Origin of the sequence: Paucibacter sp. KBW04 (assembly GCF_003852425.1) — a bacterium.
In the GTDB taxonomy this organism is placed as follows: domain Bacteria; phylum Pseudomonadota; class Gammaproteobacteria; order Burkholderiales; family Burkholderiaceae_C; genus Paucibacter_A.
In genome coordinates this window covers 406,301-422,403 of record NZ_QAJN01000002.1, presented here as the reverse complement: position 1 = coordinate 422,403, position 16,103 = coordinate 406,301, and the positions used below count along the sequence as shown (strand labels likewise).

The window sequence follows — 16,103 nt, the reverse complement described above, 5'->3', positions numbered from 1 at the left end:
TATGTCTCCGGTCTAAACAAGATGTGATGCGCACGCTTGGGGCTCCTGGCTAGGGCTTACCCCTTTGTCCCGGGTGAGGGACTTGGTCATCATGGCGGCTTGTTCGGCTTTCCGCTCTTGCGAATAGGGCAAAGCAAAGCAGAAGTTCTTCCAAGGCGTGGTGATGTTTGGGGCGACACTTCGGCCCCTTCTTCTTTCGCCGACAGGCCCTGCGCTGGCAGGGCTCTCTTGTTCGCGAGGCTGATGTTCAGGCCTTTTCATGAGCCGGTTCGGCCGGCAGCCATGCCCACATGCTAGTTTTTGTACTTCGTCGCCTGGCTCAAGCCATCATCGTGATGCTCACGGTGGCCTTTATCGCCTTCATGCTGTTCCAGTATGTGGGCGACCCAGTGACCAATTTGCTCGGACAAGACGCCACGCAGGAACAGCGCGAGGCCTTGCGTCGCGATCTTGGGCTGGACGCCCCTTTTCCGGTGCAGTTTGCGCGCTTTGTTGCTAACGCCGTGCAGGGCGAGTTCGGCCTGAGCCTGCGCCAGGGGCGCAAGGTCTCCAGCCTGATCGCGGAGCGCTTTCCCGCTACTCTGGAGCTGTCCTTAGTTGCTGGCCTGATTGCGCTGGGTGTGGGCATTCCCCTGGGTGTGTTCGCAGCCTTGCGGCGCGGCAAGGCCAGCTCGCAGATGCTGATGATGTTGTCTCTGCTGGGTGTTTCCTTGCCGACTTTTCTGATCGGCATTCTGCTGATTCTGGTCTTCTCGGTCTGGCTGAAATGGCTGCCGAGTTTTGGTCGGGGCGATGTCGCGGCCTTCGGCAGCTGGACGACGGGTTTGCTCACAGCCGATGGCTTGCGGCATGTGCTGCTGCCGGCCATCACCTTGTCGGTGTTCCAGCTGACCTTGATCATGCGTTTGGTGCGCTCGGAGATGTTGGAGGTCTTGCGCACCGACTACATCAAGTTCGCGCGCGCCCGCGGCCTCAGCAATCACGCGGTCTATTTCGGCCACGCTTTGAAGAACACCTTGGTGCCGGTGATCACCATCACCGGCCTGCAGCTCGGCTCCTTGATCGCTTTCGCCATCATCACCGAGACGGTGTTTCAGTGGCCGGGCATGGGCCTGCTCTTCATCCAGGCCGTGCAGTTCGCGGACATTCCGGTGATGGCGGCCTATCTATGCCTGATTTCTTTCATCTTCGTCAGCATCAATCTGCTGGTGGACCTGCTGTATTTTGCGGTCGATCCTCGCTTGCGTGTCGAGGGCAAGGCGCATTGAGCTCCGCTTCTTTGAGGTCTCAGGTTTTGATTGAATTGTTCGCCCGGGCCTTGTGGCCGGTCTGTCCTGCGGAGTGTTTCTGTTCATGAGTTCCACGCCCAAACCTATTCCTGTCGCAGCAGTGGCGGCGCCGGCCAGTGCCTGGAGTCGCTTCTTTGACGGCGATGTCTGGTACTCCTTTCGGAGTTCGCCGGTGGCGATCGGTGCCGCCGTTGTTGCGCTGATTTGCATCTTCTGCGCCCTGTTTGCCGAGTTCGTTGCACCCCACAACCCTTTTGATCTGGCTTCGCTGGAGCTGATGGACTCACGCCTGCCACCGGCTTGGATGGAGGGCGGCAGCAGCAAGTACCTGCTGGGCACCGATGATCAAGGCCGCGATCTGCTCTCGGCCCTGATGTATGGCGCGCGCATCTCTCTGTTTGTGGGCCTTGCCTCGGTGCTGGTCTCCATGGTGATTGGTGTCGGTCTGGGCCTTTTGGCCGGTTTTGTGGGCGGCAAAGTGGATGCCTTCATCATGCGTGTCTGCGATGTGATGTTGTCTTTCCCCTCCATCCTGGTGGCCCTGCTGATCGATGGTGTGGGTCGGGCCTTGTTTCCTAACGCCCACGATGCGCTGGCTTTTTTGGTGCTGATCCTGGCCATCTCCCTGACCGGCTGGGTGCAGTACGCGCGCACAGTGCGGGGCTCGACCATGGTGGAGCGCAACAAGGAGTATGTGCAGGCCGCCCGCGTCATCGGCGTCAGCTCCGCGCGCATCATGCGCCGCCATGTCTTGCCCAATGTGCTGGGCCCGGTGATGGTGCTGGCCACCATCCAGGTGGCCTCGGCCATCATCACCGAGGCCACCCTGTCATTCCTGGGGGTAGGTGTGCCGCCCACCAGCCCTTCGCTAGGCACCTTGATTCGGGTCGGCAATGATTTTCTGTTCTCGGGCGAATGGTGGATCACCATCTGGCCCGGCGCCATGCTGGTGCTGATCGCGCTGAGCGTGAATCTGCTGGGCGACTGGCTGCGCGACGCGCTCAATCCGCGCCTGCGTTGAACAGCAGCTCCCCGCCCGCACACGATTCGTTTCTTGCCTGACTATGACGACAGCTCCTCTTCTTGAAGTCCGCCATCTGCGGGTCGAGTTCCCGACCCGACGCGGCACCTTGCTGGCCCTGGATGACATCAGTTTTGAGATCGCGCCCGGTGAGATCCTGGGTGTGGTGGGCGAGTCCGGCGCCGGCAAATCGCTGACCGGCGCCGCCATCATCGGCCTGCTGGACCCGCCGGGCCGCATCGCCTCCGGCGAGATTTTGTTGGAAGGCCGGCGCATCGATCAGCTGCCCTACGAGGAGATGCGCAAGATTCGTGGCCGCCAGATCGGCGCGATCTTTCAGGACCCGTTGACCTCGCTGAACCCGCTCTACACGGTGGGCCAGCAACTCATCGAGACCATCACCACCCATCTGGATCTGAGCCAGGCCCAAGCACGCGCGCGGGCGATCGAATTGCTGGCGCAGACCGGCATCCCCGCCCCCGAGGCGCGCATCGATCAATACCCGCACCAGTTCTCCGGCGGTATGCGCCAGCGGGTGGTGATTGCCCTGGCGTTGGCGGCCTCGCCCAAGCTGATCGTGGCGGATGAACCAACCACGGCGCTCGACGTGTCCATCCAGGCGCAGATCATTTCTTTGCTCAAGCGAGTCTGCAAAGAGCAGGGCGCCGCCGTGATGTTGGTGACCCACGATATGGGCGTGATTGCCGAAACTTGTGACCGGGTGGCCGTGCTCTACGCCGGCCGTGTCGCCGAGATCGGGCCGGTGCATCAGGTTATTCATCAGCCGGCCCATCCCTACACGGCCGGGCTGATGGGTTCAATTCCCGCGATGGACGAAGACCGCGAACGGCTCTTGCAGATCGACGGTGCCATGCCGCGCCTGAATGCCATCCCGCAAGGCTGTGCCTACAACCCGCGCTGCCCCCAGGTGTTTGAGCGCTGCCGCAGTGAGCGACCGGAGCTGCACACCCAAGGGCAGACCCGTGCGGCTTGCTGGTTACTGTCCGCACCCAGTGCACCCTCGGAGGTGGCGGCATGAGCGCCCACAGCGAAACTCAGCGGGACACCGTGGCCGAGGCCGCACCCAAGGCCTTGGTCGAGGTGCGCGATCTGGCCAAGATTTTTGATGTCTCCGCGCCCTGGTTGAACCGGGTGGTGGAGCGCAAGCCGCGACAGTTCGTCCATGCAGTGGACGGGGTGAGCTTCAGCATTGAACGTGGCAAAACCCTGGCCCTGGTGGGAGAGTCGGGCTGCGGCAAGAGCACGGCGGCGCGCCTGCTGGTGGGTCTTTATCCGCCGACCCGGGGCACGGTGAGTTTTGACGGCGTGGACACGGCGCAGACCTTGGCCTCGCCTGGCGCCCTGGCCCTGCGACGCCGCATGCAGATGATTTTTCAGGACCCCTATGCCTCGCTGAACCCGCGCTGGAAGGTGCAGGACATTGTTGCCGAGCCGCTGCGCGAGCATGGGCTGATCGCCAATCAAGACGAGCAGCGCGCCCGGGTGGCCGAGCTTTTGCAGTCGGTGGGTCTGTCGGCGGTGGACGGGGAGAAGTTCCCGCACCAGTTCTCGGGCGGCCAACGCCAGCGCATTTCCATCGCACGAGCCCTGGCCACCCAGCCGGAATTCCTGGTCTGCGATGAACCGACCTCGGCCTTGGATGTCTCCGTGCAGGCCCAGGTCTTGAACATCATGAAGGATCTGCAGCGCCAGCGGCAGCTGACCTATCTCTTCATCTCGCACAATCTGGCCGTCGTTCGCCATGTGGCCGACCAAGTCGGGGTGATGTATCTGGGGCGCCTGGTTGAGGTGGCCAACAAGACCGAGCTATTTGTTCGGCCGCGGCATCCTTACACCCGCATGCTGCTGGATGCGATTCCCGACATTCATATGACAGGTCGGTCCCGCACGCCGGTGCAGGGCGAGGTGCCCAATCCCCTCAATCCGCCCAGCGGCTGTAGCTTCCACCCGCGCTGCCCGCACGCCAATGAGCGCTGTCAGCGCGAGCGCCCGGCCATGCTGAGCATTGCCGGCATTCAAGTCGCCTGCCATGCGGTGCAGGAGGGGCGGATCCAGGCCTGATGGAGTAACGACCCGTCAGCGCGGTGTTGCCGCACTCGATGTTGTTGCGCTGGCGGCAGGGGCGGGGGGCGAGGCGTCCTGACTGGCTGTCCTGGACGGCAGGCTCAAGGGCCCTTTTTGACCGCAGGCGGCGATGCCCGTCAGCAAGATGGCGGCGGCAAAAGCCAATAGGGCGGCTCGACCACCCGGCCGACCCGTGATTGACCCTGGCTGGGGCGAGGGATCGCTGCCGAGGCCTACACTGTCGCTTGAGATTTTCTTGTCGTTCATTTCCGGAAGTTTAGCCGCCATGTCAGCAGCCGCCCCTCTTGCGCAGCCCGCACCCGCCGCCACCGCCCTCAGCGATGCCGAGTACCAAGCCCGCACCCGCGCGGTGCTTGATGCGATTGAGGCCCAGGTGGATCAATGGCTGGACAGCGACTGGATCGACATCGACACCCATCGCTCCGGTGGTTTGCTGGAGCTGAGCTTCCCCGACCGCAGCAAAATCATCATCAACACCCAGGCTCCGCTGCAAGAGCTTTGGCTAGCGGCCAAGGCTGGCGGTTTCCACTACCGTTTTGTGGCGGGGCAGTGGTTGGATACCCGCGATGGCAGCGAGTTCCACGCTCATCTCTCGCAGCTGGCTTCTGCCCAGGCGGGCAAGGCTTTGGAATTCGCCGCGGTCTGATTCACAGCCGCGATTGAAGGCGGGCAGCAAGCCGCCCGCCCTGGCTGAGCTCCCGGCTCAGCGCTTGAAGAGATCGAGGATGCCCTTCTTCTCTTCCGCAGTACCGGCCGCCGGCATCTTGGCGTCGTCATTGCTCAGGGCTTGCACGCCGGCGTTGCCGGTGTACTCGTCGTAATACCACTCCCCGTTGATATTGACCACGCCTTCGGGTGCGCTGGGCTCGGACACCGGCTTGCCGCGCAGGGCGAAGCTCATGTATTCGATCCATACCGGTAAGGAGAGGCCGCCGCCGGTTTCTCTGTCCCCCAGCTTTTTGGGCTGGTCGTAGCCAATCCAGACGACGGCTACCACCTCTTGTTGATAGCCGGCGAACCAGGCATCCATGGAGTCGTTGGTGGTGCCGGTCTTGCCGTAGATGTCGGGGCGCTTCAGCTGAGCCTGGGCCTTGGCTGCCGTACCGCTACGGGTGACTTCTTGCAGCAGGCTGCTCATCAGGAAGGCGTTGCGGGCCTCGATCACCCGGCTGTCTTCACCCAATGGGGCCTGCGGCGCTTCATAAAGCAGGCGGCCGTTGTTGTCGGTCAGACGGGCGATCAACTGGGGCGCGACCCGGTAGCCCCCGTTGGCGAAGACCGCAAAGCCCTGGGCCATCTGCATGGGCGTGACCGAGCCCGCGCCCAGGGCCATGGTCAGATAGGCCGGGTGCTTTTCGGCCTCAAAGCCGAAGCGGGTCAGCCACTGCTGGGCATAGGGCGCGCCAATCGAGTTCAGCACCCGGATGGACACCATATTCTTGGACTTGGCCAAGGCCTTGCGCAGCGGCATGGGGCCCTCGAACTTGCCGTCGTAGTTCTTGGGCTCCCAGGGCTGGCTGCCAGTGCTGGTGGCGTCAAAGAACAAGGGACCGTCGTTGACGATGGTGCTGGGAGTGAAACCTTTTTCCAGCGCGGCCGAGTAGATGAAGGGCTTGAAGCTGGAGCCCGGCTGGCGCCAGGCCTGGGTGACGTGGTTGAACTTGTTCTTGGCGTAGTCAAAACCGCCCACCAGGGCGCGCACATTGCCGTTGCGAGGGTCCAGCGACACAAAGGCGCCTTCCACCTCGGGCAATTGAGTGATGGTCCATTCCTCCTTGCCCGCCCGCGCGACCTTGACCACGCGGATGATGGCACCCCGGCGAATCCGGGTCTTGGGGTTGCCCTTTTCGGCCAGGCCTGAGGTGGCGGGCTTGAGGCCTTCGCCGCTGATGTTGACCAACTCGCCGCTTTGCAGCGCGGCCTGCACCTTTTTGGGGTCGGCGTCCAGCACCACGGCCGCCAGCAATTCGTCGTTGGCAGGGTGGTCGGCCAAGGCTTCGGCGATGCGGGTGTCCAGCTCCTTGGGGTCGGCCGGCAAATCAGCGTAGGCCTCGGGGCCACGATAGACCTGGCGGCGCTCGTAATCCATGATGCCGCGTCGCAGGGCGCGATAGGCCGCGTTCTGCTCATCGGCGCGCAAGGTCAGGTAGACGTTCAGGCCGCGGGTGTAGGCGTCATCGCCGTACTGGCTGAAGATCAACTGGCGGGCGGCTTCGGCCACGAATTCGGCATGCGGCAATGACTCGTTCACCGTGCGATAGCGCAAGGTTTCGGCCTTGGCGGCGTCGCGCTGCTCTGCGGTGATGAAGCCGTTCTCCAGCATGCGCTCAATGATGTACTGCTGGCGGATATTGGCCCGACGCGGGTTGTTGATCGGGTTGTAGGCTGAAGGCGCCTTGGGCAGGCCCGCCAGCATGGCGGCTTCGGCCACGCTGATGTCTTTCAGTGGCTTGCCGAAATAGACCTCGCTAGCCGCCGCAAAGCCGTAGGCGCGGTGACCCAGAAAGATCTGATTCATATAGATCTCAAGGATTTTTTCCTTGCTCAGCGCGTTCTCGATCTTGAGCGCCAGCAAGATCTCGTAGATCTTGCGGGTGAAGGTCTTCTCGGTCGAAAGGTAGAAGTTGCGCGCCACCTGCATGGTGATGGTGGAGGCGCCTTGGCTGCGGGTTTCACCCACATTGGCCATGGCGGCACGCACGATGCCCAGGTAGTCCACCCCGCCGTGTTGATAGAAGCGCGCGTCTTCAATCGCCAGCACGGCGTTCTGCATCACCGGCGGAATTTCTTTGATCGACAGGTAGTTGCGGCGTTCTTCGCCGAACTCACCCAGCAATTGACCGTCCGCCGACAAGATGCGCATCGGCAATTTGGGCCGGTAATCGGTCAGGCCGCTGATGTCGGGCAGATTGGGGTAGGCCATGGCAAAGGCCAGGGCCAGCAGCAAGGCAATGCTGAAGACGCCGGCCAGAACCAGGCCGGTCAGCCACAAAAGCGTGCGTCCCAGCAGTGATGAAGCGCTGCGGTGAGGGGCAGGGCGGGGCTCAGCGTTTGAATTCTGAGTGGATTTCTTCTGGTTGTCGCTCATGGGCCTCCGAATGAGTCTGGGCATTATAGGAAAGCCCTGAAAACCCTAGTCTCCCCAACATGCATCTGAACGCGCTGGCTCCGTCCGCGAGGTGAGAATGCTGTGTTTCCCGACGGGGCCGGGTGTTTGCGCCGAAGCGGGCGCTTTTCCTGTGTATTTCAAGGTTTCAAGTTGTTGCATGTCGTGTATGTTTCGCAACGTGGTGTTGGCTGCCCGCTCCCGGCTTCCTTGGGGGATCAAGGGCTTTGCTGCTAGCATTCAAGTAACTTATTAATAGTCCGAGCCAAAAAACGTTGGGGGATTCAGGGCGTGGGAATACTTGACGTACTGTTGGGTCGAAAGCATCCGCCGATGATTGGCTTGGATATCAGTTCAAGCAGCGTCAAGTTGGTGGAATTGAGCCAGGCGGCCAATGGCGAAATGGTCTTGGAGCGTTTCGCCTCCGAGTCATTTGAAAAGGGCTGGATTACCGACGGCCAGATCGAAAAATTCGATGAGGTGGCCGATGCCGTGCGTCGCGTCGTGGCCCGCAGCGGTTGCAAAACGCGTGATGCCGTGCTGGCCATGCCGCAATCGGCCGTCATCACTAAAAAAATCATGTTGCCGGCGGGTCTGCGCGACGAAGAGTTGGAAATTCAGGTGGAAGCGGAGGCGAATCAGTACATTCCCTTCTCCCTGGACGAAGTCAGCCTGGATTTTTGCGTGATCGGCCCCAGCCCCACTTCGGTCGGGGATGTGGAGGTGTTGATCGCGGCTTCGCGCAAGGACCGGGTGCAAGATCGCCAAGGTCTGGCCGAAGCTGCCGGTTTACGGCCGGTGATTCTGGACATCGAGTCGCATGCTTCACGCATGGCCATGGGGCGCTTGATCGCCAACTTGCCTGGCGCGGGCAAGGATGCCTTGGTCGCCTTGTTTGAAATTGGCGCCGACACCACCAGCCTCAAAGTGCTGCGCGATGACGAGATGCTGTATGACCGGGACCAGGCTTTTGGCGGCTCGCAGCTGACCCAGCTGATTTCTCGTCAGTACGGCTTTTCTTTTGAAGAGGCCGAGCAAAAGAAACTCAGCAATGATTTGCCCGAGGATTTTGAAACCGCGGTTTTGAATTCGTTTGTGGACAGTCTCTCGCAGGAAATCGGCCGGGCTCTGCAGTACTTCTTTACCAGCACGCCCCATCACAAGGTGCATTACGTGATGCTGGCGGGCGGCACCGCCACCCTGGCAGGGCTGAAGGAGCGGGTCACCGAGCTGACCGGCTTTGCCTGCATGGTGGTGAATCCTTTTGAAAACATGGCGCTGGGATCGGCCGTGCGTGAGCCCAAGCTGCGCCGCGAGGCGCCGGCCTATTTGACGGCCTGCGGCTTGGCGATGCGGAGGTTCTTCCAGTGATTCTGATCAATCTGCTGCCCTATCGCGAAGAAAAGCGTAAGCGGCGCAAGACGGCATTTTTCGCCGGTTTGGGCCTGGCTGCTTTGGTGGGTGTGGGCCTGGCGTTTGCCATGTATGTGTTGCTGCAGCACCTGACCTCCGAGCAACAGCGGCGTAACCAATTCCTCAGTACCGAGATTGAGCGGCTGGACAGCCAGATCAAGGACATTGCAAATCTGCGCTCGGAGATAGACGCGCTGAATTCACGCCAGCGCGCGGTGGAAGACTTGCAGACGGACCGCAACACGCCGGTGCAATTGCTCAATGCGCTGGCTCAGTACACGCCCGAAGGTGTGTACCTGACCGCGATTCGGCAAACCGACAAGGTGGTGACCATCAACGGCATTGCCCAGACCAATGAGCGGGTGGCCGAGTTCCTGCGCGCCATCTCGCGCAACTCCGAGTGGCTGGATCGGCCGGAGCTGGTCGAGGTCAAGGTGGCCAATTTGAGCACCAGCAGCCGGGATCAAAAGCGCTTGTTCGATTTCTCAATGCGGGTGTCGATCAAAGAGCCCCTGCGCGAAACCCCTGGTGCGGCCAGTGCGCCTGCGGCCAAGAAATCCTAAGCCGGGGCACAGAGCATCATGGCGAGCAAGTCAATCAATCTGAAGTTCGACCTCAACGCTGCGTTTGAGGACATGGCCGAGCAGTTTCGCGGCCTTAATTTCAATGAACCCGGCCAATGGCCGCTGCTGCCCAAGCTGGCAGCCTTCTTTGTGACCGTCGTTGCGGTCTGTGTAATGAGCTGGTTTCTGGTGCTGGCCGATGCGCAGAGCGTGCTGGACGGCGAACGTGGGCGTGAGCCGACCCTGAAGGAAGACTATCGCAACAAGCTGGCCCAGGCCGTCAATCTGCCTGAGCTGCGCAAGCAAAAAAGCCAGGTCGAAGAGTATGTGACCCAGCTGGAAAAGCAATTGCCCGGCAAGGCAGAGATGGACGCGCTCCTGTCGGACATCAACCAGGCGGGCCTGGGTCGCGGTTTGCAGTTTGAACTGTTCCGACCCGGCCAAGTGGTGGTCAAAGACTTTTACGCCGAGCAGCCCATTTCGCTGCGGGTCTCGGGGCGATACCACGATATCGGGGCGTTTGCGGCCGATGTTTCCAATCTCTCTCGCATCGTGACCCTGCACAATTTGGTCGTTCTGGCGCCCACGGGCAAGGACGCAAACAGCAGCAATCTCAGCATGGAAGCCACGGCGCGTACCTACCGCTATCTGGATGCCAATGAGGTGATGGAGCAGAAGAAGACGGCGGCCAAAAGCAAGACAGGAGCGAAGAAGTGAGCCTGCAAAAGCATGAATCGATGCGCTGGGCCGCTGCTTGCCTGAGCCTGCTATTTTTGGCGGGTTGTTCGGCCGATATGGATGAGCTTTCCCAATGGATGGAGCAGCAGCGCCGCGAGGCCCGCGCCACCATCAAGCCGCTTGTTCCGCCCAAAAAATTTATTCCTCAACCCTATGAAGCCAGCGCCGGGGTTGAGCCCTTCAGCGCCCAAAAGCTCAGTGTGGCCATCAAGCAAGAGGCCTCGCAGCCGAATTCGCTTTTGACGGCCGAAATGAATCGGCGGCGCGAGCCGCTGGAGTCTTTCCCGCTGGACAGCATGTCCATGGTGGGCAGCATCACCCGCAACAACACGCGCTATGCCTTGTTGCGTGTCGACAATCTGCTCTACCAAGTCAAGAGCGGTGACTATCTGGGCTTGAACTTTGGACGGGTCATGAAGATCAGCGAAACGGATATCAGTCTGCGCGAAGTGGTTCAGGACGCGGCAGGCGAGTGGGTTGAACGCAGCAGCACCCTCCAGCTTCAGGAGCAGGGACGATGAAAAAGTATCAGGAGACTTCGAGGATGACGAGCCTTTGGCGCACCTTGGCATTGGCCGCAACCTTGGGTCTGATGGCTGCATCACCGGCCTGGGCTCAGACCGCCATTCGTTCGATCAACAGCTTGCAACAGGCCGGCGTGGAGGTGGTGCGCATCGAGTTGTCGCAACCTTTGACCGAGTTGCCCAAGGGCTTCACCGTGCAGACCCCGCCTCGCATCGCCATCGATCTGCCCGGCGTGGTGAACGGCATTGGCCGCTCCTTGGTGGAAATCAATCAGGGCAATCTGCGCTCGGCCAATGTGGCCCAGGCTGGCGAGCGGACGCGCGTGGTGCTCAATCTGCGCCAGGCCTCCAACTACCGTGCCGAGTTGCAAGACAGCGCCTTGTTGTTGGTGCTGGACGGCGGCGCCGCTGCGCCCGCCAGTGCGAACGAGCCGCTGCATTTTTCGCAAAGCTTGAATGCTGAGTCGCAAGCGATCCGCGATATCGATTTCCGGCGCGGGCAAGACGGTGCCGGCCGCGTGGTGGTGAATCTGCCCAGCAACCAGGTGGGCGTGGACATCCAGCAGCAGGGCCAAAAGCTGGTGGTGGAGTTTTTGCGTTCCAATGCCCCCGAATCATTGCGCCGCCGGCTCGATGTGACTGATTTCGGCAGTCCGGTGCAAAGCATCGTCACCACTCAAGTGGGCGACCGCGTTCGTATGGTGGTCGAGCCCAAGGGCGCTTGGGAGCACAGCGCCTACCAAAGCGACAACCAGTTCGTGTTGGAGGTGCGCCCGCAAAAGCTGGACCCCAACAAGCTGACGGCGGGCCCGGGCTATGCGGGTGACAAGCTGTCGCTCAACTTCCAGAACATCGAAGTGCGCGCTTTGCTGCAGGTGATCGCTGACTTCACCAACTTCAATGTGGTGACCAGCGATACCGTGACCGGCAACGTCACTCTGCGCCTGAAGGATGTGCCCTGGGATCAAGCCCTGGACATCATCATGCAAGCCAAGGGCTTGGGCCTGCGCAAGTCCGGCAATGTCTTGTGGATCGCTCCCAAGGATGAGTTGGCCAGCAAGGAAAAGCTGGATTTGGAGTCCAAGGCGCAGATCTCCAATTTGGAGCCGGTGCGTACCCAGTCCATCCAATTGAACTACACCAAGGCCGAGGAAGTGGCCAAGGGCCTGACCGGTCAAAACTCCGGGGGTGGCGGTGGCAGCGGTACGACGGCGCGCATCTTGTCGCCACGCGGCAGCGTGATTTCAGAAAGCCGGACCAACCAGCTCTTCGTCACCGACATTCCTTCCAAGCTGGAAGAAATCTCCGCCATGATCGCCAAGATCGACATCCCGGTGCGCCAAGTCTTGATCGAGGCGCGGATTGTTGAGGCGGACGATAAATTTGGCCGCTCCTTGGGTGTCAAGCTGGGCGCCAGCGATCTGCGTGCTCAGCAAGGCGGCATCCCTGGTTACAACGTCGGCGGGTCCAACTACGTCACCGTGGGTGGCAACTACAACGGCGTTGGTTCCCAAACCAATCAAGGCCCAGGCGCCAACTACGCCAACACCCAGTTCGTGAATCTGCCGGCCAATGTGACCTCGGACAGCTTCGGTGCTGCGGCCAATGCCGCCACTTTTGCGCTGTCCCTGTTCAGCGCAACGGCCAATCGCTTCTTGAACCTGGAAATCTCCGCGTTGGAGGCCGACGGCAAGGGCAAGATTGTGTCCAGCCCGCGCGTCATCACGGCCGACCAGGTCAAGGCCTTGATTGAGCAGGGTGAGGAACTGCCTTATCAGGTGGCCACTTCCAGCGGCGCGACTTCCATTCAGTTCAAGAAGGCGGTTTTGAAATTGGAAGTGACCCCGCAAATCACGCCCGAAGGCAGTGTGATCCTGGATGTGGACGTCAACAAGGACAGCCGCGGCACGCTGACCCCTCAGGGCTATGCGATCAATAACAAGCATGTGAAGACCCAGGTCTTGGTGGAGAACGGCGGCACGGTGGTGATCGGCGGCATCTTCACCCAGGACGAGGGCGAGAGTGAATCCAAGGTGCCCTTGCTGGGCGATATTCCTGGGCTGGGGTATTTGTTCAAGAACAAGTCCCGCACCACGTCGAAGACCGAATTGCTGATCTTCCTCACGCCCAAGGTGGTGAGTGAGCGGGCGACGGTGCGCTGATCTAAGGATTGCCGCTTCAAAAAATTGCTTCAATGCCCTAGTTGATAGGCGTATTGGTGAAATGATGGCGTGACCGCGTAAGCGAGCGTCGGTGATGCAGGAGAGTGCTAGAAATGAGTAAAAAAAGATTCGAATGGGGCCGCGGAATCACGCGCGTCTTGTGCGGTGCGGCCGTCGCCGTGCTGATGGCGGCATGCGGGGGGGGCTCTGCGGGAACTTCGGTGTTTGATCCCAAGGATCCAAGCAACCCGACCAATCCCGGTGCATTGACCGATGTCGCGGTGGTTGCGGACAAAGTGTCCATTCCGAATTCCGGCGCCGAGGTTGTGACTCTGACGGTCACTGCCTTGACCACCGGCAATGCAGCCTTGATTGGCGTCGCGACGCCAGTTTCGCTCGAGGTTAGCAGCGGCGCCATCGTGACGGCTTCTGCCAAAGTCACTGACACCAAGGACGGTAAGTTGACGGCCATCGTTTCCCTGGTCGACAAGACCAGCCGAACAGTGACGGTCACGGCCAAGAGTGGGGCTATTGCCAAGACGCTGAGTTTCACCGTGGTTGATAGCGTGACCGGCAGTTCGGTTGCGGATCTGTCGGTTGTGGTGGACAAGCCCACCATTCCGAATACCGGTGCTGAGCAGGCCAGCATTACCGTGACATCGCTTGATGCTTCCCGTTCGGCCATTGGTGGCGCGCTCGTGACCTTGCAGGTGGTTGATGTGGGCGATGCCGTTTTGTTGGATCCGGGCAAGACAACGACGGATCCGGCAACGGGGCAATTGACGCGTCGTTTGAGTCTGCAAAATAACAAGACCAAGCGCACGATTGCGATCAAGGCCACCAGTGGGACGGTGTCGCGGACCATCACAGTCGATGTTGTGGATCCGCCGGCTGGAACGGTGCTGGTTGCCAACGATTTGACGATGACTTTGAGCAAGGCCAGCATCAATGACTCGGGCAGCGAATCGGTGGATGTCGTCGCCAAGGCCGTGGATGCGAATCGAAATGCCTTGGCCGGTATCGATGTGACCTTTGTGGTTGACAACGACGGAGTGTTCATTCCCGTCAATACCAAGACTGACGCACGAGGAGAAGCCAAGGGCAAGGTGGAGATTGGCTCCAATCGAACCGTGCGCACCATTCTTGTTTCTGCGCAAAGCGTAGGCGCAACAGGAGTCTTGAAGGTCGTGCGCCCTCTGTCAGTGACCGGTGCCAAATTGGTTGCAACAGTGAATCAACCCAATCGTTTGGTGGGTGAAACAGGTACGGTCGACTACACCTTGGTGGATGTCAATGGCAGCCCTATCCCTGATGTGACCATCGTCGCCACGGGGCCAGGTTCGGCCAGTGGACGCGGGACCACTTCGGCGCAGGGCCGTTGGACCTATAGCTATACGGCAGAAGGCTCGGGTCGGATGTCTATCAAGGCCATCGGCGGCGCGGGTGATACGCCTATCGAGTCCTTCGTCAATGTTGCCGCCGTGCCGGGTCCTTTGCCTGACTCCACCAAGATTTTGTCTGCCACCATGACCATGGATCCCATCGTGGTGAAGGTCAATCAAGTGGGGAGCGACGTCAATCGAGCAGAAATTCGATTGCTGTTCCGTGGAGAAAAGAACGCACCTATTGAAAACGTACGTGTGAAGGTCGGTTTGGGCCCCAACAACAGTTCGACCGACGGTCGTCTGAGTGTGAGTGAAGATGATGCGCCCTTGCTGTCTGACAAGAATGGCGTGGTGACCTTGAGCTTCATCCCTGGTCAACGTAGCAGCCCGACCGATCAGGTCAAGATCTATGCTTGCTATGGAAGGACTGACAATCTCGGCCGCACTTCGGATGCTACGCCCTGCGCCAATGGTTTCGCCATCAATCCGGTTTCGCTCACCATTGTTGAGTCACCGATTTCGATCTCCATCGGCAGTGATGATGTGATCTCGGTAGGAGATACGGGTCTGACCTACATCGCCAAGTTCACGGTACTGGTGGTCGATGCGGCAGGCAACCCAAAATCTGGCGTCCAAATTTCTCCCATGATTGATCTGCTTGGGTATGCCAAGGGTCAGTATTCATGGGATGCGGCGGCGAAGAAGTGGTACATCCCCATTGACAACAAGGGGACGCCCGCTGATACCTCCGATGACCAGGCGATCTTCTTGCGCTGCCCGAATGAGGACCGGCTGGAGCCTGACGGAACGCGCAACGGAACAATAGAGGCCGGCGAAGACGTCAACGGCAATGGTCAATTGGACCCTCGCAAGTCGGATGTGTCCGTCAGCATGGTGGGTGCAACGACAACGGATGCGAACGGCCTGGCGACTTTGCGGATTGAGTATCCGAAGAGCGCTGCTTCATGGGTCCGGTATATGCTGAAAGTCAGTGCTCCTGGTGTGTTGAGTCCACCTGCTTGGTATGGGCGCTATGAAGAGCGCTGGCTGCCGGCCTTGCTCGACGCCATCAAAAACGAAGGTACACCGGCTTTTGTGACTAGCCCCTACGGCACGACAACCACGGGCTATCCTGGGTCGACTGATCCTTCCGCAACATTGAAGGCAGGGTGTCTCGCCAATCCTTGAGAACTAGGAAAACTTCAGTTTGATCATCTCCCTCATCGGAATGCCCGGCAGTGGTAAATCCACGGTCGGGCGGCAAATGGCGCGCCAGATGGGCGTGCCATTTGTCGATTCGGATAGCGAAATTGAAATCCGTCTCGGTGAACCTATTCGCGACTTTTTTGAGCGCGTGGGAGAGGCTGAGTTTCGCGATATTGAGAGCGCGGTGATCGACGAGATCTTGCAGCGCGATGCTGAGTTCGTCCTAGCCACCGGCGGCGGGGCGATTTTGCGTGAGTCGAACCGGCAGCTCCTGCACAAGCATTCCACCGTGCTTTACCTTCGCTCCACGCCCGAGGAGTTGTTCCGGCGTTTGCGCCATGACACCCAGCGGCCGCTGCTGCAGGTGCGAGACCCGCTGCAGAAGCTGCGCGAGCTCTATGCCGCGCGCAATCCGCTGTATCGGCGTTGCGCCCATTTTGTGTTGGAGACGGGGCGACCTTCGGTCCACGGTCTGGTCAATATGGCCTTGATGCAGCTGGAGTTGGCGGGCATTCTGGATCCGACGCGAGTGGCCGCAACAGTCGGAGCCGAGAAAACTTCTTGACTCCGCGAGGCCAAGCTTGGCGCAT

Annotated in this window: 14 protein-coding genes; 12 read left to right on the top strand and 2 right to left on the bottom strand. The window is 60.4% G+C overall.

Features of this window, described 5'->3' with window-relative positions; translation table 11 throughout:
- Positions 1-290: 290 nt before the first annotated feature.
- The 4 genes from DBR47_RS05400 to DBR47_RS05385 all read left to right on the top strand — a co-directional run bounded on the left by DBR47_RS05400 (position 291) and on the right by DBR47_RS05385 (position 4,392).
- Positions 291-1,268 (top strand): ABC transporter permease, encoded by a 978-nt coding sequence (locus DBR47_RS05400; protein WP_124447684.1) that lies wholly within the window; start codon positions 291-293, stop codon positions 1,266-1,268.
- Between the two features lie 85 nt (positions 1,269-1,353).
- Entirely contained in the window at positions 1,354-2,310 is a 957-nt protein-coding gene (locus tag DBR47_RS05395) for an ABC transporter permease (RefSeq protein WP_124447682.1), read from the top strand.
- 43 nt (positions 2,311-2,353) lie between these two features.
- Positions 2,354-3,349 carry an ABC transporter ATP-binding protein gene (locus DBR47_RS05390; RefSeq protein WP_124447680.1) on the top strand — a complete coding sequence of 332 codons (996 nt, stop codon included), beginning with the start codon at positions 2,354-2,356 and terminating at the stop codon, positions 3,347-3,349.
- A complete protein-coding gene (locus DBR47_RS05385) occupies positions 3,346-4,392 on the top strand; it encodes an ABC transporter ATP-binding protein (RefSeq protein WP_124447678.1) in 1,047 nt (348 codons plus the stop codon). The genes DBR47_RS05390 and DBR47_RS05385 overlap by 4 nt, the downstream gene beginning before the upstream one ends.
- Before the next feature lie 15 nt (positions 4,393-4,407).
- Here the strand turns inward: DBR47_RS05385 and DBR47_RS25440 are convergent, their stop codons facing one another.
- A complete protein-coding gene (locus DBR47_RS25440; protein ID WP_124447676.1) occupies positions 4,408-4,662 on the bottom strand; it encodes a lipoprotein in 255 nt (84 codons plus the stop codon).
- Between the two features lie 19 nt (positions 4,663-4,681).
- Here DBR47_RS25440 and cyaY point away from each other — a divergent pair, with 19 nt between their 5' ends.
- Complete coding sequence (cyaY, locus tag DBR47_RS05375) at positions 4,682-5,062, top strand: iron donor protein CyaY (protein WP_124447674.1); 381 nt, start codon at positions 4,682-4,684, stop codon at positions 5,060-5,062.
- 57 nt (positions 5,063-5,119) lie between these two features.
- Here the strand turns inward: cyaY and DBR47_RS05370 are convergent, their stop codons facing one another.
- The gene (locus tag DBR47_RS05370; protein ID WP_124447672.1) at positions 5,120-7,504 is read right to left on the bottom strand and encodes a penicillin-binding protein 1A; all 2,385 of its coding nucleotides are present in this window, start codon (positions 7,502-7,504) and stop codon (positions 5,120-5,122) included.
- A 351-nt stretch (positions 7,505-7,855) separates the two neighbouring features.
- Here DBR47_RS05370 and DBR47_RS05365 point away from each other — a divergent pair, with 351 nt between their 5' ends.
- From DBR47_RS05365 to DBR47_RS05335, 7 genes are all read left to right on the top strand, one after another.
- Positions 7,856-8,893, top strand: a complete 1,038-nt coding sequence (locus DBR47_RS05365) for a pilus assembly protein PilM (protein WP_124447670.1) — start codon at positions 7,856-7,858, stop codon at positions 8,891-8,893.
- Positions 8,890-9,498 (top strand): PilN domain-containing protein, encoded by a 609-nt coding sequence (locus DBR47_RS05360; protein WP_124447668.1) that lies wholly within the window; start codon positions 8,890-8,892, stop codon positions 9,496-9,498. Before DBR47_RS05365 ends, DBR47_RS05360 begins: the two co-directional genes overlap by 4 nt.
- An 18-nt stretch (positions 9,499-9,516) precedes the next feature.
- A complete protein-coding gene (locus DBR47_RS05355) occupies positions 9,517-10,215 on the top strand; it encodes a type 4a pilus biogenesis protein PilO (RefSeq protein WP_124447666.1) in 699 nt (232 codons plus the stop codon).
- Between the two features lie 20 nt (positions 10,216-10,235).
- Positions 10,236-10,757, top strand: a complete 522-nt coding sequence (locus DBR47_RS05350) for a pilus assembly protein PilP (RefSeq protein ID WP_124447747.1) — start codon at positions 10,236-10,238, stop codon at positions 10,755-10,757.
- A gap of 23 nt (positions 10,758-10,780) precedes the next feature.
- Positions 10,781-12,922, top strand: coding sequence for a type IV pilus secretin PilQ (gene pilQ / locus DBR47_RS05345; RefSeq protein WP_231512134.1), 2,142 nt, complete (start codon positions 10,781-10,783; stop codon positions 12,920-12,922).
- Positions 12,923-13,035: 113 nt separating this feature from the next.
- Positions 13,036-15,495: an Ig-like domain-containing protein gene (locus DBR47_RS05340; RefSeq protein ID WP_124447662.1), complete on the top strand. Its 2,460-nt coding sequence runs from the start codon at positions 13,036-13,038 to the stop codon at positions 15,493-15,495.
- Positions 15,496-15,514: 19 nt separating this feature from the next.
- Complete coding sequence (locus DBR47_RS05335; protein ID WP_124447660.1) at positions 15,515-16,078, top strand: shikimate kinase; 564 nt, start codon at positions 15,515-15,517, stop codon at positions 16,076-16,078.
- The last annotated feature ends 25 nt before the right edge of the window (positions 16,079-16,103 follow it).

Excerpts from the sequence above, each read along its gene's own strand:
- DBR47_RS05400 (WP_124447684.1), top strand. The coding sequence starts at position 291 with ATGCTAGTTTTTGTACTTCGTCGCCTGGCTCAAGCCATCATCGTGATG.
- DBR47_RS05395 (WP_124447682.1), top strand. The coding sequence starts at position 1,354 with ATGAGTTCCACGCCCAAACCTATTCCTGTCGCAGCAGTGGCGGCGCCG.
- DBR47_RS05390 (WP_124447680.1), top strand. The coding sequence starts at position 2,354 with ATGACGACAGCTCCTCTTCTTGAAGTCCGCCATCTGCGGGTCGAGTTC.
- DBR47_RS05385 (WP_124447678.1), top strand. The coding sequence starts at position 3,346 with ATGAGCGCCCACAGCGAAACTCAGCGGGACACCGTGGCCGAGGCCGCA.
- DBR47_RS25440 (WP_124447676.1), bottom strand. The coding sequence starts at position 4,662 with ATGAACGACAAGAAAATCTCAAGCGACAGTGTAGGCCTCGGCAGCGAT.
- cyaY (WP_124447674.1), top strand. The coding sequence starts at position 4,682 with ATGTCAGCAGCCGCCCCTCTTGCGCAGCCCGCACCCGCCGCCACCGCC.
- DBR47_RS05370 (WP_124447672.1), bottom strand. The coding sequence starts at position 7,504 with ATGAGCGACAACCAGAAGAAATCCACTCAGAATTCAAACGCTGAGCCC.
- DBR47_RS05365 (WP_124447670.1), top strand. The coding sequence starts at position 7,856 with ATGATTGGCTTGGATATCAGTTCAAGCAGCGTCAAGTTGGTGGAATTG.
- DBR47_RS05355 (WP_124447666.1), top strand. The coding sequence starts at position 9,517 with ATGGCGAGCAAGTCAATCAATCTGAAGTTCGACCTCAACGCTGCGTTT.
- DBR47_RS05350 (WP_124447747.1), top strand. The coding sequence starts at position 10,236 with ATGCGCTGGGCCGCTGCTTGCCTGAGCCTGCTATTTTTGGCGGGTTGT.
- pilQ (WP_231512134.1), top strand. The coding sequence starts at position 10,781 with ATGACGAGCCTTTGGCGCACCTTGGCATTGGCCGCAACCTTGGGTCTG.
- DBR47_RS05340 (WP_124447662.1), top strand. The coding sequence starts at position 13,036 with ATGAGTAAAAAAAGATTCGAATGGGGCCGCGGAATCACGCGCGTCTTG.